This window comes from Streptomyces sp. NPDC059454, from assembly GCF_042749965.1.
Classification (GTDB): Bacteria; Actinomycetota; Actinomycetes; order Streptomycetales; family Streptomycetaceae; genus Streptomyces.
This window is the reverse complement of record NZ_JBHYVC010000005.1, coordinates 58,541-81,979: the sequence shown is the minus strand read 5'-3', so window position 1 is coordinate 81,979 and position 23,439 is coordinate 58,541. Positions and strand designations below refer to the sequence as shown.

Here is a 23,439-nt window from a genome sequence, read left to right as displayed (position 1 = left end):
CGGGCCGCCGCCGCCCCCGTGGTGTGGCGGCGGCCCGACGGCCTGTGCGGACGGGGCTCAGGCGCGGCCGACGTCGACGAAGGACAGACCGGTCGTGGGAAGCGGCCTGAAACCCGGCAGCGCTCCGTCCCTCCAGGCGGTGGGCAGCTTGCGGTGCAGCACCGGGTACAGGGCCGCCTCCTCGGCGACCAGATCGGTGACCTGCGCCCACAGCTGCTTGCGCTTCTCCGCGTCGGCCTCGGAAGCGGCCTCGTCCAGCAGCGACTTGACCTGCTTGTAGGCGGAGCTGCCCGTCCAGCCGTAGCGCTTCTCCGGCCAGAAGCCGTAGTAGAACCAGCGCAGCAGCAGGTCGGCGTCGTTGCCGAAGACCGACGGGTCGCCCGGCGCGGCCAGCGCCTCGAAGTCACCCTTGTCGATCTTGGCGTACTGGGCGGGGGACTGGGCGATGTCCAGCTTGGCGTCGATGCCGACCGCCGCCCAGCTCTCCTTGATCAGCGGCGCGATGTCCTTGACCCAGCCGGTGTCCGTGAGCAGCAGCGTGAAGGAGAGCTTGCCCACGCCCGCTTCCTCGAGCAGCTTCTCGGCCTTGGCCGGGTCGTGGCCGTAGACCGTGGCGGCCCTGTGGTGGTCGGGGTGCGTGGCCGGCACGTATCCGGTGGCCGGCTCGGCGTTGCCCAGCAGGGCCGTGGAGATGAGCTTCTCGGTGTCGAGCGCGTAGTGCAGCGCCTGGCGCACCCGCTTGTCCGCGAAGCGCTTGTCGGCGGTGTTGAACATCAGGAAGAGCAGGCCGAAGGACTGGACGGACTCCACCTTGTCCTTGCCCGTGAAGCCCTTGACGTCGATGTAGGGCACGTCCTCGATGGCCTGCACCCGGCCGGACTTGAGCGCGCTGACCCGGGCCGACGGGTCGGACATCAGGTGCCAGACCATCTTCTTGGCCTTGGCCGGGTGGGGGCCGTTGTACTTGTCGTAGGCCTCCATGACGATCTTGTCCTCGCGGGTCGCCGACACGAAGCGGTACGGGCCCGAGCCGACCGGCTTGGCGTCGAAGGCCTTGGCGTCGGCGCCGGCGATCTTCTTCGGCACGATCCGCACCACGGATATGCGCGACGGGAAGAGCGCGAAGGCGTGCTTCAGCTTGAACTCGACCGTCGAGGCGTCGACCGCCTTCACCTGGTCGATGAAGGGCACGAACTGCGCCATCAGCGAGGCGTTCTTCGGGTCGAGGACCCGCTCGAAGCTGAACACCACGTCGTCCGCGGTGACCGCCGAACCGTCGTGGAAGGTGGCACCCTTGCGCAGGGTGGCCCGGTAGGTGGTCGCGTTGATCTTCTTCGGCATCCCGGTGGCCAGCGCCGGGCGGGCGACCAGGGTGGCCGGGTCGAGGTCCACCAGGCCCTCGAAGATGTGCATGTTGGCGGCGTACGGGGTGGCGCCGGAGGTGATCATGGGATCGAAGCCCGTGGAGAGCGGGTAGGAGAGCCCGGCTTCGATGGTGTCGGTGCTGCCGCCGGAACCGCCGGAGTCGTCACCGGTGCTGCCCGGACCACCGCAGGCGGACAGGCCCGCGGTGATCGCGGTCGCCACACCGATGGCGCCGGTGTATCTCATGAAGGTGCGGCGGTCGACGCCGGCTGCACTGCGCGGGGACAAGGAATCCTCCTGGCGGGGAGTCAAGGCGGGCGAGGAAGCGGAATGGCTGATTCTGTACGACGGGCTGGCGTGAACGTATCCCGTCGAGGATGCATCAGACGTCTGATGTCTGATGCTTGATAGCGTGGGAACGTAGTCGGACGAGGGAGAGGGGTCAAGAGGTGGCGGTGGGACAAAGGGCGATCCGGGGTGCGGTACCGGAGCCCAAGGCGACACGGCAGCCGTTGCGGCAGGAGGTCGTGGACGGTATCAAGTCGTACATTCTGCACAACCAGCTGCGTCCTGGGGACCCGCTGCCGACCGAGCCCGCCCTGTGCGAGGCGCTCGGCGCCAGCCGCTCCAGCGTGCGGGAGGCCATCCGGATCCTCACCGCGCTCGACATCGTCGAGGTGCGGCACGGTCACGGCACCTATGTCGGCCGGCTGAGCCTGTCCGCCCTGGTGGAGAGCCTGGCCTTCCGGGGCCTGCTCAGCCCCGACGACGACTTCCAGGTGATGAACGACCTCGTCGAGGTGCGCGAGCTGTTCGAGCGCGGCATGGCGGAGCGGCTGGTGCGTGCCCTCAGTGACGAGCAGATCGATCGGCTGGCGGCGCTCGTGGACGAGATGCGCAAGGCCGGAGCCGGGGAGGGGCACGGCTTCGTCGAGGTCGACCGCGCCTTCCACACCCTGCTCGTGGCCCCGCTCGGCAACGACCTCATCGGGCAGCTCTCCGCGGCGTTCTGGGATGTCTACGTCATCGTCGCGCCGCACCTCGACGTCTTCACCCACGAACACGAGGCCGCCACCATCGCCAGTCACCAGCGCATCGTGGACGCCGTGCGGCACCGCGACCCCGCGGAGTTCGCGGCGGCCCTCACCGAGCACTACGCGCCCGTGCGGAAGCGGATCACGGAGGCCCGGGCCCGGCGCTGACCTGGTCCTTCCAGGGCGGAGGCAGCCCCGCACCGGGGCTGCCTCCGCCATGTCGTACGGGACCTCCGGCCGCCGGCGATGCTCCGGCCGGCCGAAGGGGCGGGGCACTTGACGGCCGTCTTCCGCGTCTCTAGGGTCCCAGGACAGCAGACATCAGACGTCTGCTGTCAACTCGATTCGTTGCGCTGCGCGCACGCCTCACCCATCGGGGCCCTCTCCATGCCACTGACGGACCTCACCCTCGCCGAGTGCCTGGCACTCCGGCCCGACCTCGACGAACCCGCCGACCTCGACGCGTTCTGGGACCGGACCCTGCGGACGGCCCGAGCGGCCGGCGCGGCTCCCCGCTTCACGCCCGTGGACACGGGGCTCACCCAGGTCATGACCTACGACGTGACCGTGCCCGGCTTCGCGGGCGAGACCGTCCGTGGCTGGCTGCACCTGCCCGCCGGGGCGGACGGTCCGCTCGGCTGCGTCGTGGAGTTCCTCGGCTACGGCCGCGGCCGCGGCCTGCCGCACGAGCAGGTGCTCTGGGCGAACGCCGGCCACGCGCACTTCATCATGGACACCCGCGGCCAGGGCTGGTCCACCGCCGGGGGCGACACCCCCGACACGGCCTCCCTGAACGGCGACGTCCCCGGCTTCCTGACCCGGGGCGTGGACAGTCCGGACAACCACTACTACCGGCGCGTCTACACCGACGCCGTACGCTTCGTCGAGGCCGCCCGCGCCCATCCCGCGGTCGACCCGGACCGGGTCGTCGTCACCGGACACAGCCAGGGCGGCGGCATCTCCCTCGCGGTCGCCGGACTCGTCCCGGGCCTGGCGGGCGTCATGCCCGACACCCCGTTCCTGTGCGACATCCGCCGCGGTGCCCTGATCGCCGGCGCGCCCCCGTACACCGAGATCGCGGAGTACCTGAGCCTGTACCGCGACCGCGTCGAGACCGTCTTCACCACCCTCTCCTATGTCGACGCGGCCCTGCTGGCCGCCCGCGCCACGGCCCCGACGCTCTTCTCCATCGCCATGATGGACGCCGTCTGCCCGCCCTCCACCTGCTTCGCCGCCTACCACCTCTACGGCGGTGCCAAGGACCTGCGGGTCTACGAGTTCAACGGCCACGAGGGCGGCGCCGCCCACCACCGGCGCGAGCAACTCGCCTGGGTGCGGGAGCTGTTCGCCGCACCCCGACTCGAAGACCCCGGTATCTCCACCCTGCACGATCCCCAGCTCGCCTGACCCCTCACCGAGAAGAGGCCCGTTCATGCAGCGCAGAGTCACCCTGGCCACCGTCACCGCGGGCGCCACCCTGGCCCTCCTGGCCGCCGGCACGCCCGCCGCGCACACCGCCGGCCGGCAGGCCGCCGCCGTCACCCCCGGCCGGCAGGCCGCCGCCGTCACCCCCGGCACCCTCACCTCGCAGAACATCGCCACCGCCGGCACCGGCTCCCCGTACTACCGCATCCCCGCCCTGACCCGCACCACCAAGGGCACCCTGCTCGCCGCGTACGATGCCCGTCCCACCCTCGGTGACCTGCCCGGCAACCTCGGTGTGGTGCTGCGCCGCAGCACCGACGGCGGTGCCACCTGGCAGGCCCAGCAGGTGGTCCGCAAGGAAGCCGCCCCCAAGGGCTTCGGCGACCCCAGCCTCCTCGTCGACCGGGAGACCGGCCGCGTCTTCGTCTTCTACGCGGCCTCCGTGAACCAGGGCTTCTTCGGATCCGCCACCGGCAACGACGAGAGCGACCCGAACGTCCTCCAGGCCGACTACAGCTACTCCGACGACGACGGCCTGACCTGGAAGCACGAGCGGATCACCGCCGAGATCAAGAACCCGGCCTGGGCCGGTATGTTCGCCGCCTCCGGCGAGGGCATCCAGCTGCGCCACGGCACCTACAAGGGCCGCCTGATCCAGCAGTACGCCATCCGCGACAACGGCGCCAACTACGCGGTCAGCGCCTACAGCGACGACCACGGCGTCACCTGGAAGACGGGCACCCCGGTCGGCCCCGGCGGCGACGAGAACAAGACCGTCGAACTGTCCGACGGCCGCGTCATGCTCAACAACCGCTCCGCCCCGTACCGCACGGTCGCCCACTCCACCGACGGCGGCGTCACCTACACGCCGTTCCAGCAGGACAAGGAACTGCCCGACCCCGCCAACAACGGCTCCGTCATGCGCTTCGCGCCGGACGTGCCCGCCACGCACCCGCGGGCGAAGTGGCTGATGTTCAGCAACACGGCGACCACCAGCGGCCGCAGCAACCTCACCGTCCGGCTCTCGTGCGACAACGGACAGAACTGGCCGATCCGCAAGACCGCCGAGGCCGGCTCGGCCGCCTACTCCACGCTCACCCCGCTCGGCGACGGCACCATGGGCAACGACCGGGTGGGCATGCTGTGGGAGCGCGCCAACTACCAGCACATCACCTACTCCTCCTTCGACCTGCAGTGGCTCGGCGGAGTCTGCGCGCCCGTCACCGTCACCCCGCCCGCCTCCCTGCCCGCCGGGAAGACCACCGACGTCACCGTCCGCGTCGTCAGCCAGAACGACGTCACCCTCCCCGGCGGAACGGTCTCCCTCGCCCTGCCGGCCGGCTGGAGTGCCCCTGAGGTGGCCGTGCCCGCCCTCAACCCCGGCCAGGGCGCCAACATGAAGATCCCCGTCACCGTCCCCGCGAACGCCACCGCGGGCAGCGTGAAGGCCACCGCGGAATACGAAGTCCGCGGCCGGCAGCGCTCCTACGGCGACACGACGTTCACCGTCACCGCGCCGTAGGCGGCCACGGGCCGTCCGGCGCCGGCACCCCGACGCCGGACGGCCCGTCCTCCCGTACCACCATCCGCACAGCCCAGGAGGCACCATGTCCTCGTCCCAGCCCCTCCGCGGCGTCGTGCCGCCCGTCTGCACCCCCCTGGATGTGTCGGGCGAAGTCGACACCGTCTCGCTCACCCGGCACGTGGAGCACCTCGTGAGCGGGGGAGTGCACGGGCTGTTCGCCCTGGGCTCCAGCAGCGAGGTCGCCTTCCTCACCGACCGGCAGCGGGAGGTGGCACTGCGGACCGTCGTCGAGGCCGTCGCCGACCGCGTCCCCGTGCTCGCCGGCGTCATCGACATGACCACGCCCCGCGTGCTCGTCCACGCGGAGGCCGCCCGCGAGGCCGGCGCCGACGCGCTGGTCGCGACCGCGCCCTTCTACGCCCGGACCCACCCCGTCGAGATCGCCCGCCACTTCCGCACCCTGCGCGCCCGCGTCGACCTGCCGCTGTACGCCTACGACCTCCCGGTCTGCGTGCACAGCAAGCTCTCCGTCGCCATGCTGCGCGAACTCGCCGAGGACGGCACGCTGGCCGGCCTCAAGGACAGCAGCGGCGACGAGGGCTCGCTGCGCAGGCTCATCGTCCAGCTCGGCGGCCGCCACGGCCGCGCCGACGGCCCGGCCCCCGCCTTCAGCATCCTCACCGGCTCCGAACTCACCGTGGACGCCGCCCTGCTGGCCGGCGCCGACGGCGTCGTGCCCGGCCTCGGCAACGTGGACCCGGCCGGTTACGTACGCCTCTACGAGGCCGTGCGCGGCGGCGACTTCGACGGCGCCGTCAAGGAACAGGAACGGCTCGTCGAGCTGTTCGGCATGGTCGACGCCGGACCGGAGAGCGAGATGGGCCGCAACTCCTCCGCGATGGGCGCGTTCAAGCACGCCCTGCGTCTGCTCGGTGTGTTCGCCGAGGGCACCACGGCCGCCCCGCAGATCCAGCTGGGCGACGTCTCGGTCGCCCTCGTCGAGGAGCGGCTGCGCGGCGCCGGCCTGCTCCCGGTCCGATGACGGCACGCGATTTCGGCGGCGCACCGGTGATCGGCCTCGACCTGGGCGGCACGAAGATCGCCGCCGCTCTCGTCGCGGGCGACGGCACCGTCCTGGCCCGGCACTCCCTGCCCACCCCGGCGACGGCAGGGGCGGAGGCGGTGCTCGACGCGCTGGCCAGGGAGGCCCGCGCGGTGTGGGCACCGGGAGTCACGGCGATCGGCGTCGCCGCCGCGGGAGTCATCGACCCCGTCACCGGAACCGTCACCAGCGCGACCGACACGATTCGCGGCTGGGCCGGCACGGCCCTGGCCGCCGGCCTCGCCGCCCGCACCGGCCTCCCGGTCGCCTGCGACAACGACGTACGCGCGGCGGCGGCGACGGAACTGTCCGACCCTCATGGGCAAGGGGCCACGATGGTCTACGCCGCCGTCGGCACCGGTGTGGGCGGCGCCGTCGCCGTGGACGGGCGCATGCTGCACGGGGCGGCCGGGATCGCCGGGCACCTCGGGCACCTGCCGAGCCCCGAGGCCGAAGGACTGCCCTGCACCTGCGGTGCCACCGGGCATCTCGAGGCGATCGCCGCGGGCCCCGGCATCACCGCCCACTACACCCGGATGAGCGGACTCCCGGCCGACCGCCTGGAGAGGGTGGCCGCCCGCGCGGTCGAGGGCGAGCCGCACGCCACCGCGGCCATCGTGCTCGGCGCACGGGCCGTCGGGCGGGCCCTGGGCGGCCTCGCCAACACGCTGGGGGCCGACCGCGTGGTCGTCGGCGGCGGCGTGCCCCGCATCGGCGCCCGGTACCTGGACGCCCTGAACGCGGCGTTCACCGCCGAACTCATGGCCCCCCTGCGCCGGCTCCGCCCCGTACCGCCACGCGGCGGACCCGACGCCGCGGTCCTCGGCGCGGCCGCTCTGCCCCGCACCCTGCCCCTGCACCACCCCCGCACCACCACCGGAGCCCTGCGATGACCCTGCCCCTGGCCGATGCCCTGAAGGGCCGACTGATCGTGTCCTGCCAGGCCCCGCCCGGCGACCCGATGCGGCACACCGACACTCTGGTCCGCATGGCCCTCGCGGCGCGGGCGGGCGGCGCGGCGGCCGTCCGCGTCAACGACCCGGAGGTCGTCGCGGCCACCGTCGCGGCCGTCGACCTGCCGGTGATCGGCCTGTGGAAGGACGGCGACAGCGGCGTCTTCATCACCCCGACGGTGCGCCACGCGCTCGCCCTCGTGGACGCCGGGGCCGCGGTCGTCGCGGCCGACGCCACCGCCCGCCCGCGTCCCGACGGCAGCACCTTCGCCGACCTCGTCGGGGCGGTCCATGCGGCGGGCGCCCTGGTCATGGCCGACGTCTCGGCCTTCGACGAGGGCCGCGAAGCCGCCGCGCAGGGCGCCGACTTCGTGGGCACCACCCTCTCCGGATACGTGCCGGGCTCCCCCCACCAGACCGCCCCCGACCTCGCCCTCGTCGCCGACCTCGCCGCCGCGGTCCCCGTCCCGGTGATCGCCGAGGGCCGTATCGCGACCCCGGAGCAGGCCGCCCAGGCGCTTGCGGCAGGCGCGCTGAGCGTCGTCGTGGGCACCGCCATCACCGCACCGACCGCGCTGACCAGGGCCTTCGCGGCGGGCCTCATGTCCTGACCGGCGGCCGGCGCGGGACGGGTGCCGGTTAGCCTGAGCGCATGCGTGTCATCAGGGACCTGCCGGCACTCGCCGCGGGCGAGGGGGACGTGCCCTTCGTGATCAAGGGGTACGAGGAGGTCGTCGCCGCCGACACGACGTGGAACGAACACTCGCACCCCTGGCACGAACTCCTCTGGAACGAGTACGGCACGTCCACCGCCGTGGTCGGGTCCCAGGTGTGGTGCATCACGCCGACACTGGGGCTGTGGATGCCGGCGGGACAGCTGCACTCCGCCTCCGCGGTCGCCGGGACCTCCTACCGCGCCCACTTCTTCCGGCACGGCACACGGTCGGCGCTGCCCGACGTGCCGGTGGCCGTGGAGATCACCCCGCTGCTCCGGCTGCTCCTGGAGCGGCTCGAAGAGCCCGACCTGCCTCCGCGCTCCCGGGCCGTGGCCGAGGCGATGGTGCTCGACGTGCTGCGCCCGTCGCCCCGGGCGCTGCTGGTGCAGCTGCCCACCTCCGCGTTGCTGCGGCCGATCGTGGACGTCGTCCGGGCCGATCCCTCCGACCAGCGCACCCTGACCGGCTGGGCCGCCGCCCTCGGATGCAGCGTCCGCACGATCACCCGGGCCTTCCAGAGCGAGACGGGCACGAGCTTCGCCCGCTGGGTCGCCTCGGTGCGGGCCCAGCACGCCGTACAGCTGCTGTCCCTCGGCTTCGAGGTCGACGTGGTGGCCGACGCGGTCGGCTACCGCTCGGCGAGCGCCTTCGGGGCGGCCTTCCGGCGGACGACCGGCATGACTCCCGGCAGGTTCCGGGCGCGCTGAAGGCCCGTCGCGCCGGGAGCCCGCACTGTTCCACGTCCCGATCGCTACAAGGGCTGTCGAAAAGGCTTGATTGATCGGCGCGCCCCCACTCCATACGCTGTTCAGGCAAGCCTTACCTAACTTGCTCAAGCGAGTCTGGTGCCCTGCTCCACGATCCACGGTCCGGACGTGTGAGCCCCGGCACCCCGGACCGAAAGTGGAACACGGTCGATGAGAACCACACGCCTTCGCGCGCTCGCCCTCGCGGCGGCCCTCGTGCTCGGACTCACCGCCTGCGGCGGCGGGTCCGACGACACCAACGACGACAGCGGCGCCGCCGGTGCCGACACCAAGGGCTCCGGTCAGTTCCCGGTGACGATCAAGCACGCCCTCGGCACGACCGTCATCCCGGACAAGCCGAAGCGCGTCGCCACCGTGAACTGGGCCAACGACGAGGTCCCGCTCGCCCTCGGTGTCGTCCCCGTCGGCATGGCCAAGGCCAACTTCGGCGACGACGACGGCGACGGCGTGCTGCCCTGGGTCGAGGAGCGGCTGAAGGAACTCGACGCCAAGACGCCCGTCCTGTTCGACGAGACCGACGGCATCGACTTCGAGGCCGTCGCCGACACCAGGCCGGACGTCATCCTCGCCTCGTACTCCGGACTGACGGAGCAGGACTACGAGACCCTCAGCCGGATCGCCCCCGTCGTGGCCTACCCCGAGGCCGCCTGGGCGACCCCGTGGCGCGACATCATCCGCTTCAACAGCAAGGCCATCGGACTGGCCGACGAGGGCGACGACCTGATCGCCGACCTCGAGGGGCAGATCGAGAAGACCGCCGCGAAGTACCCCCAGCTGAAGGGGAAGACGGCGATGTTCATGACGCACGTGTCGTCCAAGAACGTCAGCCAGGTCGGCTTCTACACCACCCACGACACCCGCACGCAGTTCTTCACCGACCTCGGCATGAAGATCCCCGCCAGCGTCTCGGGACCGTCCGGGTCGACGAAGAAGTTCGTCCTCACCAAGAGCGCCGAGCACATCGACGACTTCAACGACGTCGACATCATCACCGGCTACGGCGACGACAAGGGCGAACTGCTGAAGGCCCTCAAGAAGGACCCGCTCACCTCCAAGCTGGCCGCCGTCGAGCGGGACTCCCTCTACCTGCTGCCCGGCAGCACCCCGCTGGCCACCGCCGCCAACCCGACCCCGTTGTCCATCCCGTACGTCCTCGAGGACTACGTGAAGGCGCTCGCCGAGGCCGCGGACAAGGCAGCGTGACCGTCACCGAGACCCCACCCGCGCCGGACACCGCCCCGCTGCGGCGTCCGGCGCGCGTGCGCGCCACCTGGCTCCTCGTCGTCGCCGCGGTCCTGCTCGCCGCCATGACGGCCTCCCTCGCCCTCGGCTCCCGCGACGTCGCCTGGGCCGACGTCTGGGCGGCGCTCGGCGGAGCGGAGGGCACCCTGGAGGAGGCGGCGGTCGCCAACCGCGTACCGCGCACCCTCCTCGCCGTCACCGTCGGCGCCGCCCTCGGCCTCTCCGGCGCGGTCATGCAGGGCGTCACCCGCAACCCGCTGGCCGACCCCGGCATCCTCGGCGTCAACATGGGCGCCTCGCTCGCCGTCGTCACCGGCATCGCCTACTTCGGCCTCGCGTCGGTGTCCGGGTACATCTGGGCGGCGATGACCGGAGCGGCCGTGACCGCGGGGTTCGTGTACGCCGTCGGCTCACTGGGCCGGGGCGGCGCCACCCCGCTGAAGCTGGCCCTCGCCGGCGCCGCCATCGCGGCCGCGCTCGCCTCCCTGGTCAGCGCCGTCGTCCTGCCGCGCAACGACATCTCCGACACCTTCCGGCTGTGGCAGATCGGCGGCGTCGGCGGCGCCACCTACGCGCAGCTCGGCAGCGTCCTGCCGTTCCTCGCCGCCGGCTTCGTCATCTGCCTCGCCTCCGCCCGCGCCCTCAACTCCCTCGCCCTGGGCGACGAGCTGGCCGCCGGACTCGGCGAGCGGGTGGCCCTCGTGCGGGCGGGCGCCGCGCTCGGCGCGGTCGTGCTGTGCGGCGCTTCCACCGCCGTCGCCGGTCCGATCGCCTTCGTCGGACTCGTCGTACCGCACGCCTGCCGGCTGCTGGTGGGCGTGGACCACCGCTGGCTGCTGCCGTTCTCCGCGCTCGGCGGCGCCGTCCTGCTGACCGTCGCCGACGTGGTGGGACGGGTCGTGGCCCGGCCGTCCGAGATCGAGGTGGGCATCGTGACCGCGTTCGTCGGCGCCCCCTTCTTCATCCACATCGTCCGCCGGCAGAAGGTCAGATCCCTGTGAGCGCCCCCGTCGTCACCGCCCCGCCCACACTGCGCACGGTCACCCGCACGCGGGTCCGCAGCGCGTACCGGCGACGGCTGATCGTCTGCGCCCTGCTGGTCCTCGTCGTCGCCGCCTTCGTCACCACGCTCATGGCCGGGCACACCTTCTACCCGGCCTCCGACGTGCTGCGCGTCGTCATGGGCGAGCAGGTGCCGGGCGCGTCCTTCACCGTCGGCACGCTGCGGCTGCCGCGCGCGGTGCTCGCCCTGACCGCCGGGTTCAGCTTCGGCATGGCCGGCGTCACCTTCCAGACGATGCTCCGCAACCCGCTCGCCAGCCCCGACCTCATCGGCATCAGCGCGGGGGCGAGCACGGCGGCGGCCATCGCCATCGTCACCTTCTCGTTGAGCGAGACCCAGGTGTCCGTGCTGGCCATCGCCGCCGCGCTCGGGGTGGCGCTGCTGGTGTACACCCTCGCGTTCCGCGACGGGGTCGCCGGCACCCGGCTCATCCTGATCGGCATCGGCATCGCCGCCCTCCTCGACAGCGTCACCTCCTACGTCCTGTCGCGGGCCGGCGAGTGGGACCTCCAGGCGGCGATGCGCTGGCTCACCGGCAGCCTCAACGGCACCACCTGGACGGAGACCGTGCCCACCGTCCTGGCCGTGCTGGCGCTCGGCCCGGTGCTGCTGTCCCAGGGCCGCAACCTGAGCGCGCTGAGCCTGGGCGACGACACGGCCTCCGCGCTCGGCGTCCGTGTCGAACGCACCCGCGTCACGGTGATCGTCGCCGCCGTCGGACTGATCGCGTTCGCCACGGCGGCGGCCGGACCGATCGCCTTCGTCGCGTTCCTCTCCGGCCCGATCGCCGCCCGGCTCACCGGAACCGGCGGCTCGCTGCTGGTCCCCGCCGGCCTGGTCGGCTCCCTGCTCGTCCTGGTCGCCGACTTCACCGGCCAGTACGCCCTCGACACCCGCTACCCCGTGGGCGTCGTGACCGGCGTCCTCGGCGCCCCCTACCTCGTCTACCTGATCGTCCGCACCAACCGGGCCGGAGGCTCACTGTGACCGCGTCCCACACCCTCGCCACCGAGGACCTCACGCTCGGCTACGGCGACCGCGCCGTCATCGAGGGCCTGGACCTGACCCTCGCGGCCGGGCGCATCACGGTGATCGTCGGCGCCAACGCCTGCGGCAAGTCGACGCTGCTGCGCTCGATGTCCCGGCTGCTCGTCCCGCGCACCGGCCGCGTCGTCCTGGACGGCAAGGAGGTCCACCGCACCCCCGCCAAGGAACTCGCCCGCACCCTCGGCCTGCTGCCGCAGTCACCGGTCACCCCCGAGGGCATCACCGTCCTCGACCTGGTCGGCCGGGGCCGCCACCCCCACCAGCGGGCCTTCTCCCGCTGGACGGCGAAGGACGACGCCGCGGTCGCCGCCGCCCTGGAGGCCACCCGGACGACGGAACTGGTGGAGCGGTCCGTCGACGAACTCTCCGGCGGCCAGCGCCAGCGCGTGTGGATCGCGATGGCGCTGGCCCAGCAGACCGACCTGCTGCTGCTCGACGAACCCACCACCTTCCTCGACATCAGCCACCAGATCGAGGTCCTCGACCTGCTGACCGACCTGAACCGGACCCGCGGCACCACGATCGTCATGGTCCTGCACGACCTCAACCTGGCCGCCCGCTACGCCGACCGGCTCGTCGCCCTGGCCGCCGGACGGCTGCACGCCGCAGGAACACCCGAGGAGGTGATGACCGAGGACACGGTCCGGGCCGTGTACGGCATGGACAGCCGCGTCATCGAGGACCCGGTCTCGGGCAAGCCCCTCGTCCTGCCGATCGGACGCCACCACTCGACGACCGCGGACACCGAAACCGCGGCCGTCTCGCCGCAGCACGCGGCCGGGAGCCGCTGAACCATGCTCACGAAGCTCGCCGCAGTGCTGCCCGACCTGACGCCCTGGCGCTCCTCCCGGGACTTCCGCCTCCTGTGGGTGCAGGGCCTGGTCACCTACCTCGGCAGCGTGATGGCGCTGATCGCGCTGCCGCTGCAGATCAAGGAACTGACCGGCTCACCCCTCGCGGTGGGCGCGATGGGCGCCGTCGAACTGGTGCCGCTGGTGGTCTTCGGCCTGTACGGCGGGGCACTCGCCGACGCCGTGGACCGGCGCAAGGTCATCGTGCTGACCGAGGCGGGGCTGGGACTGCTGGCCGCCGTCCTGCTGCTGAACGCGCTGCTGCCGCACCCCATGCTGTGGCCGCTGTACGTGGTCGCGGCCGGAGTGGCGGCCCTCGCGGGACTCCAACGCCCCGCCCTGGACTCGCTGCTGGCCCGGATCGTCCCGCACGACCAGCTCGCCGCGGCGGCCGCGCTGAACGCCCTGCGCTGGCAGGCGGGCGCGATCGGCGGACCCGCGCTGGCCGGTCTCGTGGTGGCGTACGCGGGCAACGTCCCCGCGTACGCCACCACCGTGGTCTGCTTCTTCGCGTCGGTCCTGATGTGCCGCCGGCTCTCACCCGTGCCACCCGCCGAGCACGCCGCCAAGCCGTCGTTGCGCGGCATCGCCGAAGGGGCCAGGTACGCCTGGTCGCGGCCGGTGCTCCTCGGCACGTACGCGGTGGACCTGGCGGCGATGTTCTTCGCCTTCCCCAACACCGTCTTCCCCTTCCTCGCCGACGAGCTCGACGCCGACTGGTCGCTGGGCCTGATGTACTCGGCGGGCGCCGTCGGGTCGCTGTTGCTGAGCCTGACCAGCGGCTGGGTCTCCCGGACGCGACGGCACGGCCTGCTGGTGGTGTTCGGCGCCGCGGGCTGGGGCCTGGCCATGGCGGCGGCCGGCTGGACGTCGAACGTCTGGCTGGTGCTGGTGTTCCTCGGCCTGGCGGGAGCGGGGGACATGCTGAGCGGGCTGGGCCGCTCGACCATCTGGAACCAGACCATCCCCGACCGGCTGCGCGGCCGGCTCGCCGGCATCGAGGTCCTCTCCTACAGCGTCGGCCCGCAGCTCGGCCAGGTCCGTGCCGGGGCGATGGCCGGCTGGACCGGCGTCCGCCCCGCGATCTGGACGGGCGGACTCGCGTGCGTCGCGGCGGTGGGCCTGCTCGCCGCCGCGCTGCCGAAGCTCATCAGCTACGACGCCCGCACCGACGAGGACGCCCGCCGCCGCGCCGCCGAGGGCACCGGCCCCGCTCCGGGCCGTGAGGACGTCGGCGCCGACCGGTAGCCCGCTCGCCCGATCAGGTGGGCAACGGTGCCGGCCCGGGGGAGGGCCCGGCGGAGTGCCGGCCGCCCGCCGTCGCCGGAGTGCGGAGAAGAGGTCTCACAGAGGGACGCACGGCGACCGCAGGACCCTGGCGGGCCTGCGGCGACCGCGCGACCCGTACGCGGACGAGGAGACGGACGACGCCGGGTTCAGGGGCCGAAAGCTCTGAGGGCCACGTCGACGAGTGAGTCGGCGTACGTGGCGGTCAGCGGACCGCTGCGGTGCAGCCACCGCTGGAAGAGAGGGGCGTAGAGCACTTCGAGGACCAGGTCGAGGTCGGCGTCGGCGTCGAGCTGGCCCACTTCCTGGGCGCTGCGCAAGCGTGCCTTCTTCGCCTCGTCCAGCGGCTGGGCCAGCTTCTCGCGGTACTCGGCCGCCAGCGCGGCGTCGTGGGCGATCTCGGTGTTGAGGGCCCGGATCAGCCGGTCGAAGGACGGGTCGGCGAACTCCTCCGCCGTGGCACGCATGACGAGCTTGAGGTCCGCCTCGAGGTCTCCCGTGTCCGGCAGCGTGACCGACTGCCCGTCCGCGTTCTCACTCAGAGCCAGTAGGGCGGCGAAGACGACTGCGCTTTTCGACGGCCACCGCCGATAGATCGTCTGCTTGCCGACACCGGCACGGGCGGCGATGGCTTCGACCGTGACCTTCTCGTACGCCTCCTCCGCGACCAGGGCGCGGGTGGCCGCGAGGATCGCCTGCCGGGACCGTTCCTTGCGCCGGGAGTGGTCCGGCCCCTTCTCGTTGGACATGCGTCCAGCCTACTCCTGGAATGAAACGAGACGGTCCGTATTGATGAATTCGGAATGATGCCCTAGGCTCGAAGGGAACCGAGACGGACCGTTTTCTTTACTGAGAGTGAGGCGTTGTGGTGGATACGAGAGTCTGGCTCATCACTGGTGCGTCCCGCGGCCTGGGCAGGGCTTTCACCGAGGCCGTCCTGGCGGGCGGCGGGCGAGTGGTGGCTGTCGCCCGCGACGTCGGGCCCCTGGGGGAACTGGCCGAGGAATACCCCGGTCACCTGGTCCCGCTTTCGCTGGACGTCGCCGACCGTCAGGGCGTGTTCGACGGGGTGCAGCGGGCGGCGGCGGCGTTCGGCAGGCTGGACGTCATCGTCAACAACGCCGGCGCCATGCTCTACGGCATGGTGGAGGAAGCCACGGAGGAGCAGATCCGGGCGCACATGGATGTGAACTTCTTCGGTGCTGTGTGGGTGGTTCAGGCCGTCCTTCCCCACCTGCGCGCCCAAGGCGGGGGACGGCTCCTCCAGGTCACCTCGATGGGCAGCGGCGGCGGCATGGCCACCGTCGGCTTCTACGGCGCGGGCAAGGCCGCGCTGGACTCGGTCAGCGAGGCACTGGCGATGGAGGTCGAAGGGTTCGGCGTCAAGGTCACCATCGTGCAGATGGGCGGCTACAACACCGGCCTGTTCACCGCCGGCACCACAACGACCGAACCCCTGGCGCAGTACCGGTCCCTGCGCACCGAGATGGAGGCGATGTGGGGCGACGCCGTCGGCCCGGAGCCGGAAACCGCCGTCCCGGTCATCATGGAACTGGCCGCACTGCCGGACCCGCCCCGACGGCTGATCGTCGGCAGCCAGTCCTTCGACCACGTCATGGAGATGGGCCGGGCCCAAGCGGATCTGTACCGGTCGTGGGAGCACCTCAGCCGCATCGCTCCCGGCTGACCGGGACCGCGGCATGGCATCCCCGGCCCCGCTGCGCGGTCACGGGGGCGGCCGAGGCGGCTTTCGCGCCCTGGAGCGCGAGGGCCGGCGACAGGCCGAACAGGGTGAGAACGGTGGCTGTGGCCGCTGCGGCGGGGGCATGCCCCCGCAATGATCCATCCAGCGCCGAGCCGTGACTTCAAGAGGCCTTGTGCCTTTCTCTCCCCGGAATCCCCCCACGGGGCGTTTGATGTTGGATGGGCCGACCGACGCACGCAGACACCGAGGTGAGAGATGCAGTTCACGACTCGACCCACACTCCAGGGCACTTTCGGCATGGTGTCCTCCACCCACTGGCTGGCCTCGCAGTCGGCGATGGCCGTGCTGGAGGACGGTGGCAACGCCTACGACGCCGCCGTGGCCGGAGCCTTCGTCCTGCACGTCGTCGAGCCGCACCTCAACGGTCCGGCCGGCGAGGTGCCGATGCTCCTCGCGCCGGCCGGCGGCGAGGTGCGGGTGCTGTGCGGGCAGGGCGTCGCCCCGGCCGGGGCGACCGTCGCCCACTACAAGGGACTCGGCCTGGACCTCGTCCCCGGCACCGGCCCGCTCGCCGCGGCCGTGCCCGGCGCCTTCGACGCCTGGATGCTCCTGCTGCGCGACCACGGCACCAAGACCCTCGCCGACGTCCTGAAGTACGCCGTCGGGTACGCCGAGGACGGGCACGCGCCCGTGGAGCGCGTCGGCGAGACCGTCGAGACCGTGCGCGAACTGTTCGAGACGGAGTGGACCTCCTCGGCCGAGGTGTACCTGCCCGGCGGCCGGTCCCCGCGCGCCGGTGAGCTGTTCCGTAACCCCGCCCTCGCCGCCACCTGGAAGCGGCTGCTGTCCGAGGTCGCCGGGGCCGGGGACCGGGAGGCGCAGATCGACGCCGCGCGGGAGGTGTGGCGGACCGGATTCATCGCCGAGGCACTGGTCCGGCAGGCCGGACGCCCCACCATGGACACCAGCGGCGAGCGCCACACCGGCACCCTGACCGCCGCCGACCTCGCCGGCTGGTCCGCCACCTACGAGACCCCGGTGACGTACGACTGGAACGGCTGGACCGTGTGCAAGGCCGGCCCCTGGAGCCAGGGCCCGGTCCTGCTCCAGCAACTCGCCCTGCTCCCGCCGGAACTGCCCCGCTACGGCTCCGCCGAGTACGTGCACCTGCTGATCGAGGGCTGCAAGCTCGCCATGGCCGACCGCGAGGCCTGGTACGGGGACGCGGCCGAGGTACCGCTCGACGACCTGCTGTCGGCCGAGTACAACACCGAACGGCGGACCAGGGTCGGCCCCCGCGCCTCCCACGACCTGCGGCCCGGCAGCCCGGGCGGGCGCACCCCCCGGCTGAGCGCCCGCGCGCGCGTGGTGGCCACCGAGGAGCCGGGCTCCACCTCGATGGGCGCCGGCGAGCCCACCGTCGCCAAGAGCCCGACGTCCCCCGTGCCCGGCGAACCCGACGTCTCCGCCGACGGCGGCACCCGCGGCGACACCTGCCACCTGGACGTCGTCGACCGCTGGGGCAACATGATCGCGGCCACCCCCAGCGGCGGCTGGCTCCAGTCCAACCCCGTCGTACCCGAACTCGGGTTCCCGCTCGGTACCCGGCTGCAGATGACCTGGCTGGAGGAGGGCCTGCCGAACACCCTCACCCCCGGCCGCCGCCCCCGCACCACCCTCACCCCGTCCATGGCCCTGCGCGACGGGGTGCCCGTCATGGCGTTCGGCACGCCCGGCGGGGACCAGCAGGACCAGTGGCAGCTGCACTTCTTCCTCGCGGTCGCCCTGCGCGAGCGGGTGCGCGGCGGACTCGACCTCCAGGGCGCCATCGACGCCCCCAACTGGCACAACGACAGCTTCCCCGGCTCCTTCCACCCGCGCGGCATGCGCCCCGGCAGCGTCACCGTCGAGTCCCGCACGGACCCTGCGGTGGTGGAGGCGCTGCGCCGCCGAGGCCACGAGGTGACGGTCGGCGACGCCTGGTCGGAGGGCCGGCTCTGCGCGGTCGCCCGGGACCCGGCCACCGGCGTCCTCTCGGCGGCGGCCAATCCGCGCGGCCAGCAGGGTTACGCGGTGGGCCGCTGAGCCCACGACGCCGCGGGCCGGCACCCCGTTTTCATCCCGATTCCACCTGGAGTGCACCGGAGGGGCGGGGATTGTCAGTGGCGCGTGCTCTCATGGGGGCATGACCGAGACCAACGAAACCATCGACGAGTTTCTCGCCCGCCGCACCATCGACGTGGAGGAACTGGTCCGCAAGGCCGCGGCGCAGGAGATCGTGCCGCGCTGGCGGCGGCTCGCCGACCACGAGGTGGACCTCAAGTCCGGCCCGCACGACCTGGTGACGGACGCCGACCGCAACGCCGAGCTGTATCTCACGGACGCCCTCGCCGCCCTGCTGCCCGGCTCGGTCGTGGTCGGCGAGGAGGCGGTGCACGCCGACCCGGCGTCGTACGAGGCGATACAGGCCGAGGCGCCGGTGTGGATCGTCGACCCCGTCGACGGCACCCGCCAGTTCGTGCACGGTGACACCGGCTTCTGCACCCTGGTCGCCCTCGCGCGGGGCGGCGTGGTGTACGCCTCCTGGACCTACGCCCCCGCCCGCGACCAGTTCGCCACGGCCGTACGGGGGCAGGGCGCCCACCTCGACGGCGAGCGGCTGCGCGCGGGCTCCCCGGAACCCGGCCGCGACCTCCGCGTGGCCACCTCCCACCCGGACTACACCACGGACGAGCAGAAGCGCGCCCTGCTCGGCCTGTGGACGGACGGCGTGGCCCCCCGCGCCTGCGGCTCGGCCGGACTGGAATACCTGGCCATCGCCCGCGGTGAATCCGACGCGGTCGCCTTCTCCTGGGAGGTCGCATGGGACCACGCGGCCGGTCTGCTCCTCGTGGAGGAGGCGGGCGGCACCCACCTGACCCGCGCGGGCGGGCCCTTCAGCATCAGGGGCGGCAACAACCTGCCCTTCACCGCGGCCCGCGACGAGGCCACGGCCCGCCGGGTGGTGGAACTGCTGGCGGACGGAGTCTGACGCCGCATCCCTCTCCGGAGGCCCCGGGAGAACGCCGGCGGCCCGGCATATCCTGATCCCCCAGTGGCCGTCGGCTGACGAAGGAGTCCGAAGGTGCCGTCGATGCTCGATGCGGTCGTGGTGGGTGCGGGGCCGAACGGACTGACCGCTGCCGTGGAGCTGGCCCGGCGCGGCTTCTCGGTGGCCCTGTTCGAGGCGAAGGACACCGTCGGCGGCGGCGCCCGCACCGAGGAACTCACCCTGCCCGGCTTCCGCCACGACCCGTGCTCCGCCGCCCATCCCCTCGCCATCAACTCACCCGCGTTCCGCGCCCTGCCGCTGGAGCGCTACGGACTGGAGTGGCTGCACCCGAAACTCCCCATGGCGCACCCCTTCCCGGACGGCACGGCGGCCGTGCTGTCCCGGTCGGTCGGGGAGACGGCCGCTTCCTTCGGACCGCGCGACGCCGGCGCGTACCGCCGCCTCGTCGAGCCCTTCCTGCCCAAGTGGGACACCCTGGCCCGCGACTTCATGTCGCTGCCGCTGACCGCGCTGCCCCGCGACCCGGTCACCCTCGCCCGCTTCGGCCTGGTCGGCCTGCCCCCGTCGACCTGGCTCATGCGCCGCTTCCGCGACGAGAAGGCCAGAACTCTGTTCGCGGGGCTCGTCGCCCACGTCATGGCACCGCTCGGCGGCTTCGCCACCGGTGCCATAGGCCTGGTCTTCGCCCTCGCCGCGCACGCCCGCGGCTGGCCCGTCGCCCGCGGCGGCTCCCAGGCCGTCTCCGACGCCCTCGCCGCGTACCTCGAGGACCTCGGCGGCAGCGTCCACACCGACTACGAGGTCAAGCGCCTCGACGACCTGCCGCCCGCCCGGGCGTACGTCTTCGACACCTCGCCCACCGCGCTGGCCCGCATCGCCGGCTTCGGTGACCACTACGCGAACTACCGCTACGGCCCCGGCGTCTTCAAGATCGACTACGCCCTGGACGGCCCCGTGCCGTGGACCGCGCCCCAGGCCCGCACCGCCGGCACCGTGCAGATCGGCGCGGACAGCGACGAGATCGCCGCCGCCCTGCGCGCCGCCTCCCGGGAGGGCCGGGCCCCCGACGCGCCCTTCCTCATCACCGTGCAGCCCGGCGTCGCCGACCCCACCCGCGCTCCGGCAGGCAAGCACGTCTTCTGGGCGTACGGCCATGTGCCGAACGGCTGGACCGGCGACCTCACCGACGCCATCGAACGCCAACTGGAGCGCTACGCCCCCGGCTTCCGCGACCGCGTCCTGGCGCGCGCCACCGCGGGACCGCCCGAACTCGCCGCCCGCAACGCCAACTACGTCGGCGGCGACATCGCCACCGGCGCGGTCTCCGGCCTCCAGTTGCTGCTGCGCCCCAAACTGTCCCTGTTCCCGTACGCGACCCCGCACCCCGCCGTCTTCATCTGCTCCTCGGCCACCCCGCCCGGCCCGGGTGTGCACGGCATGTCGGGCCACAACGCGGCGAAGGCCGTCTGGCGGAGGCTGCGGCAGACATGACCACCACCATCACCCTCGTCCAAGGGGACATCACCCGCCAGAGCGCCGACGCGATCGTCAACGCGGCCAACTCCTCGCTGCTCGGCGGGGGAGGCGTGGACGGCGCGATCCACCGCCGGGGCGGCCCGGAGATCCTCGCGGAATGCCGCGCCCTGCGCGCCGCCCACTACGGCAGGGGCCTGCCGACGGGCCAGGCGGTCGCCACCACCGCGGGTCGCCTGGACGCCCGCTGGGTGATCCACACCGTCGGCCCGGTGCACCAGGGTCCGGGCAGCGACCCCGCACCGCTCGCCTCCTGCTACCGGGAATCGCTCCGTGTGGCCGATGAACTGGGCGCCCGGAAGGTCGCGTTCCCGGCGATCTCCACCGGCGTCTACCGGTGGCCGATGGACGACGCGGCCCGCATCGCGGTGGAGACGGTGCGGGACACGCCGACCGCCGTCGAAGAGGTGAGGTTCGTCCTCTTCGACGACCGGGCCTACGAGGCGTTCGCCCGGCGGCTCGGCTGACGGAGACCGCGGGAGCCGCGCAGCCGGTCGAGCACCGCCGACGGCAGGGTCCGAAGTACCGCCTGACGTACGCCGAGACCACCGCCACCCCGGCTACGACACCGGCGACGTCCGGCGGTTGCCCGCACCCCTGCCGGTGACGCTCCCCGCCGACCCGGACCTCGGCCCGGCCGCGGCGACGACCGCCCGGGCCGGCAGCGCGCCGCGGACGGAGGAAAGGTGACCAGGAGGGCACGCGCGGGGGTCGGTGGGGTGACATCTCGTACGTCCAGCCGGTCATCCGCCCCCGCTACAGTGCCGCCGTGGCCGTGAACCGATCCGATTCCGCCCTCGTGGACGTGAGGGGGCGGCGCTCCGTGCCTGGTGTGGTGTCCCGCGAGGACGGGGGACGGCGCGGGGCCGGCCGATTCCCCTGCGTCCGGAGCCGTACCTTCCGGACTTTCCGCCCTCCGCGCGTCCGCGTCCTGGCGCCCGGCACCCCACCGGACGACAGGTGACGCTTCGGCGGGGGCGGAGACGGGGCCCCGGCCGGCGGGAAGGACACGGCCACGCACCGGGTGCGGCCGGTGTTCTCCGAGGCCGGGCGCGAGCGAACGGACCGGCCCCGTCTGACCGGGCGGATCGCGATGGCGGGGAGCCGGAGGTGACCGCCTTGGACGGCGCCGTGCTCGTCGCCACCGGCGGAACGCTCTTCGCGTGGCAGCCGTCCACGCCCGGTGGTGTTCCGGACCCGGCACCGTGCCCCGGCCGCTGGGCACCGCGATGGCGCGTCCGTCATGCGGCAGACAACCGTAAGCCTGAAGGAGAACGAGCGATGTCACGCCAGAACAGGTCAGACGGCGGCGAGTCCGCCCGCCCGGACGGCACCGACGGAGATCCACCGGTTCGCCGCGCGGTGGTGCTGTCCTCGATGGGCGACGACGCGGGGGAGGCCGTGCTGCGGCCTGCCCCGCGTCGTGGCACGGCCGCCACCGCCGCCGCCACCGCCGAAGACATCACAAGGGCGGGGGAGACCGGCCGGGGCGAGACGGAAGCCCTCTCGACCGCCGATGCCGCTACCGAGGCCGAGGCCGGGACGGCCTCGAACGAGCCGGAGGCACGGGAAGGAGCCGCAAAACCGGGCACGGACCGCGGGGAACGCCCGGAGGCGGCGGCGGGCGCCGCCACGCCGGCCCGCACCGCGGCACCGGGCGGCACCGCGGTCCCCCTGTCCGGACTGGCTGTCGCACTCGACGGCGCTCGCCGGTCCGGTGGGGTCGGGAGGGAGAGCGGTGACGGAGACGGCGACGGTGCGCCGGGGAGGCCGAAGGCCCCCATGCTGGCCGCCGCCGGGATCGCCGGGGCGATCCTGCTCGCCGTACCGCTGCTGATCATGGTCGGCGACGGCCGGGACGATCGGCCCGGGGACCACGCCACCGCGGCTGCCGACTCCCGGGCGCTGCTCGACGACCAGGAGGCGCAGCCGCCGCCGGGCGTCTATGCCGCGGAGCCCCCGAAGGGCGACGCCACGGCGGACTCGTCGAAGGACGGGGGAGGCGACGACGAGAAGGGCGGGAAGAAGACGAAAGGCGGGACGGAGGAGGTGAAGGACGACGGCAAGGCGTCCCCGGACGGCTCCGGCTCCGATTCCGCCGTCGGCGCGAGCCCGCAGGCCGCCTCGCGGCAGAAGGAGGAGGGCACGGCGAAGGAGCCGGCCCGGCGCACCGAGAGCAAGGCGGACAGGCCGGTCACCGTCGCCTCCGCCCGGATCGTCAGCGCCGACACCGGCAAGTGCCTCACCGCGAGTTCCCGGGGAGTCGGGGCGGAACTGGTCATCCAGCCCTGCGGAGCCTCGGAGGGCGCCCAGATCTGGGCTTTCCACGACACCGACCGCACCCTGCGCATCGGCGAGGACCTGTGCATGGGGCTGGACGGCGGGTCGGTGGAGAAGGACACGGCGATCCGGCTGCAGCGGTGCGACGGGTCGGCCGGACAGAAGTTCAAGATCAACGCTACCGAGGACCTGGTGTCGCTCAAGGCCGGCGACAAGTGCGCCGACGTGTGGTGGGGCAAGGAGGCCAACGGCACACCGGTCAAGCTGTGGCCCTGCACCGGCACCGCCAACCAGACCTGGCGGCGCGGCTGACCCGTGCCCCGGGTCCGGCAGGCTGCCATCGACAGCCTGCCGGACCATCGGTGTGAACAGGCCCCGGGAGACCCGCGCAGCGCGAGCGCCCGGGGTCTGTCCTCCGAGCGTGACCTTCCGTGCCGGACGGTCGAGCTGTCGGGAGCGACGATGGCCGACACCGGGCCCACGCGGTGGCCA

At 73.0% G+C, this 23,439-nt stretch carries 20 protein-coding genes; 18 read left to right on the top strand and 2 right to left on the bottom strand.

The genetic code is table 11. From position 1 onward, the window contains the following. Positions 1-57: 57 nt before the first annotated feature. Positions 58-1,611, bottom strand: coding sequence for an ABC transporter substrate-binding protein (locus ACFXAE_RS05065; protein ID WP_384708491.1), 1,554 nt, complete (start codon positions 1,609-1,611; stop codon positions 58-60). A 203-nt stretch (positions 1,612-1,814) separates the two neighbouring features. Between ACFXAE_RS05065 and ACFXAE_RS05060 the strand changes: the two genes are divergently transcribed. The 12 genes from ACFXAE_RS05060 (at position 1,815) to ACFXAE_RS05005 (ending at position 14,338) form a co-directional block, all read left to right on the top strand. Next, on the top strand, positions 1,815-2,567 hold the full coding sequence (locus tag ACFXAE_RS05060) for a FadR/GntR family transcriptional regulator (protein ID WP_384708153.1): 753 nt from the start codon (positions 1,815-1,817) through the stop codon (positions 2,565-2,567). A gap of 219 nt (positions 2,568-2,786) precedes the next feature. Continuing rightward, positions 2,787-3,806, top strand: a complete 1,020-nt coding sequence (locus tag ACFXAE_RS05055; RefSeq protein WP_384708150.1) for an acetylxylan esterase — start codon at positions 2,787-2,789, stop codon at positions 3,804-3,806. A gap of 25 nt (positions 3,807-3,831) precedes the next feature. Beyond that, positions 3,832-5,346, top strand: a complete 1,515-nt coding sequence (locus ACFXAE_RS05050) for an exo-alpha-sialidase (RefSeq protein WP_384708147.1) — start codon at positions 3,832-3,834, stop codon at positions 5,344-5,346. Between the two features lie 85 nt (positions 5,347-5,431). After that, positions 5,432-6,391 (top strand): dihydrodipicolinate synthase family protein, encoded by a 960-nt coding sequence (locus ACFXAE_RS05045; protein ID WP_384708144.1) that lies wholly within the window; start codon positions 5,432-5,434, stop codon positions 6,389-6,391. Next, on the top strand, positions 6,388-7,344 hold the full coding sequence (locus tag ACFXAE_RS05040; protein WP_384708141.1) for an ROK family protein: 957 nt from the start codon (positions 6,388-6,390) through the stop codon (positions 7,342-7,344). Before ACFXAE_RS05045 ends, ACFXAE_RS05040 begins: the two co-directional genes overlap by 4 nt. After that, entirely contained in the window at positions 7,341-8,015 is a 675-nt protein-coding gene (locus tag ACFXAE_RS05035; RefSeq protein ID WP_384708138.1) for an N-acetylmannosamine-6-phosphate 2-epimerase, read from the top strand. The genes ACFXAE_RS05040 and ACFXAE_RS05035 overlap by 4 nt, the downstream gene beginning before the upstream one ends. A 41-nt stretch (positions 8,016-8,056) precedes the next feature. Next, positions 8,057-8,827: an AraC family transcriptional regulator gene (locus ACFXAE_RS05030; RefSeq protein WP_384708135.1), complete on the top strand. Its 771-nt coding sequence runs from the start codon at positions 8,057-8,059 to the stop codon at positions 8,825-8,827. A gap of 210 nt (positions 8,828-9,037) precedes the next feature. Next, positions 9,038-10,090, top strand: coding sequence for an iron-siderophore ABC transporter substrate-binding protein (locus ACFXAE_RS05025; RefSeq protein WP_384708132.1), 1,053 nt, complete (start codon positions 9,038-9,040; stop codon positions 10,088-10,090). Next, positions 10,087-11,130 (top strand): FecCD family ABC transporter permease, encoded by a 1,044-nt coding sequence (locus ACFXAE_RS05020; RefSeq protein ID WP_384708129.1) that lies wholly within the window; start codon positions 10,087-10,089, stop codon positions 11,128-11,130. The genes ACFXAE_RS05025 and ACFXAE_RS05020 overlap by 4 nt, the downstream gene beginning before the upstream one ends. After that, positions 11,127-12,179 carry a FecCD family ABC transporter permease gene (locus tag ACFXAE_RS05015; RefSeq protein WP_384708126.1) on the top strand — a complete coding sequence of 351 codons (1,053 nt, stop codon included), beginning with the start codon at positions 11,127-11,129 and terminating at the stop codon, positions 12,177-12,179. Before ACFXAE_RS05020 ends, ACFXAE_RS05015 begins: the two co-directional genes overlap by 4 nt. Beyond that, positions 12,176-13,030 carry an ABC transporter ATP-binding protein gene (locus ACFXAE_RS05010; RefSeq protein WP_384708123.1) on the top strand — a complete coding sequence of 285 codons (855 nt, stop codon included), beginning with the start codon at positions 12,176-12,178 and terminating at the stop codon, positions 13,028-13,030. Before ACFXAE_RS05015 ends, ACFXAE_RS05010 begins: the two co-directional genes overlap by 4 nt. A 3-nt stretch (positions 13,031-13,033) precedes the next feature. Continuing rightward, complete coding sequence (locus ACFXAE_RS05005; RefSeq protein ID WP_384708120.1) at positions 13,034-14,338, top strand: MFS transporter; 1,305 nt, start codon at positions 13,034-13,036, stop codon at positions 14,336-14,338. 188 nt (positions 14,339-14,526) lie between these two features. On the opposite strand, the gene ACFXAE_RS05000 is transcribed toward ACFXAE_RS05005, so the two are convergent. Next, positions 14,527-15,126: a TetR/AcrR family transcriptional regulator gene (locus ACFXAE_RS05000; protein ID WP_384708117.1), complete on the bottom strand. Its 600-nt coding sequence runs from the start codon at positions 15,124-15,126 to the stop codon at positions 14,527-14,529. Between the two features lie 119 nt (positions 15,127-15,245). Here ACFXAE_RS05000 and ACFXAE_RS04995 point away from each other — a divergent pair, with 119 nt between their 5' ends. From ACFXAE_RS04995 to ACFXAE_RS04970, 6 genes are all read left to right on the top strand, one after another. Then, the gene (locus tag ACFXAE_RS04995) at positions 15,246-16,064 is read left to right on the top strand and encodes an SDR family NAD(P)-dependent oxidoreductase (protein WP_384708115.1); all 819 of its coding nucleotides are present in this window, start codon (positions 15,246-15,248) and stop codon (positions 16,062-16,064) included. A 273-nt stretch (positions 16,065-16,337) separates the two neighbouring features. Then, positions 16,338-18,167 carry a gamma-glutamyltransferase family protein gene (locus ACFXAE_RS04990; RefSeq protein WP_384708112.1) on the top strand — a complete coding sequence of 610 codons (1,830 nt, stop codon included), beginning with the start codon at positions 16,338-16,340 and terminating at the stop codon, positions 18,165-18,167. Positions 18,168-18,267: 100 nt separating this feature from the next. Further along, positions 18,268-19,113, top strand: a complete 846-nt coding sequence (locus ACFXAE_RS04985; protein WP_384708109.1) for an inositol monophosphatase family protein — start codon at positions 18,268-18,270, stop codon at positions 19,111-19,113. A gap of 102 nt (positions 19,114-19,215) precedes the next feature. Then, positions 19,216-20,625 carry a phytoene desaturase family protein gene (locus ACFXAE_RS04980; protein WP_384708106.1) on the top strand — a complete coding sequence of 470 codons (1,410 nt, stop codon included), beginning with the start codon at positions 19,216-19,218 and terminating at the stop codon, positions 20,623-20,625. Further along, entirely contained in the window at positions 20,622-21,134 is a 513-nt protein-coding gene (locus ACFXAE_RS04975) for an O-acetyl-ADP-ribose deacetylase (RefSeq protein WP_384708103.1), read from the top strand. Before ACFXAE_RS04980 ends, ACFXAE_RS04975 begins: the two co-directional genes overlap by 4 nt. Before the next feature lie 814 nt (positions 21,135-21,948). Further along, complete coding sequence (locus tag ACFXAE_RS04970; protein WP_384708100.1) at positions 21,949-23,259, top strand: RICIN domain-containing protein; 1,311 nt, start codon at positions 21,949-21,951, stop codon at positions 23,257-23,259. Positions 23,260-23,439: the final 180 nt, after the last annotated feature.